Here is a 952-nt window from a genome sequence, read left to right as displayed (position 1 = left end):
TTGGTCAGCGAAGCGATTGACCCATCATTCCAGTTCATGTCGCTTGATAAGGACGGCGTGGTTCGTATGGACTGTTCTTCTCCATACGCAATGGCTGGTCTGCTAGCTCTGAAAGATGAATACGATCTTGCGTTTGGTAACGACCCAGACTATGACCGTCATGGTATCGTGACGCCGAAAGGTTTGATGAACCCGAACCATTTCTTAGCGGTTTGTATCGACTACCTATACCGTCATCGTGAGGCGTGGGGTAAAGATGTTGCTGTTGGTAAGACGCTGGTTTCAAGTGCACTTATTGAGCGAGTAGTAGCCGATTTGGGTCGTGAATTGTGTGAAGTGCCTGTCGGCTTCAAGTGGTTTGTCGATGGCCTTTACACTGGCAAGTTTGGTTTTGGTGGTGAAGAGAGCGCAGGTGCCTCTTTCCTACGTAAAGATGGAACACCATGGTCAACAGACAAAGACGGCATCTTACTATGTTTGTTAGCGGCAGAGATTGCTGCGGTAACGGGTAAAAACCCACAAGAATACTACGAAGAGCTTGCCGCTAAACACGGTGAGTCTAAGTACAATCGTATTCAAGCGGTAGCGAATGGACCTCAAAAAGATGTGTTGAAGAAACTGTCGCCAGAAATGGTTGCAGCAGAAACACTGGCAGGTGATCCGATTACGGCGCGTCTAACACACGCTCCTGGTAACGGTGCGGCGATTGGCGGATTGAAAGTGACGACTGAAAATGGTTGGTTTGCTGCTCGTCCATCGGGTACGGAAGACATCTACAAAATCTATTGTGAAAGCTTCAAGGGTGAAGAACACCTAAAACAAATTGAAGCTGAAGCACAAGAGATTGTGAATCAAGTATTTGCAGCTGCAGGTTTGTAATTAAACCTACTCTGACAAAAAGGCGACCAGATGGTCGCCTTTTTTACAACTCGTCGTTAACTCTCTATTTATG

General features: G+C 46.8%; 1 pseudogene. It reads left to right on the top strand.

Annotation, left to right across the window (positions count from 1 at the left end):
* Positions 1-879 (top strand): annotated as a pseudogene (locus R7044_RS24535) (phosphoglucomutase, alpha-D-glucose phosphate-specific); the annotation flags it as partial.
* Positions 880-952 lie beyond the last annotated feature (73 nt).

The organism is Vibrio sp. 1402 (genome assembly GCF_033340275.1).
This window is presented reverse-complemented; position numbering and strand designations above follow the sequence as displayed.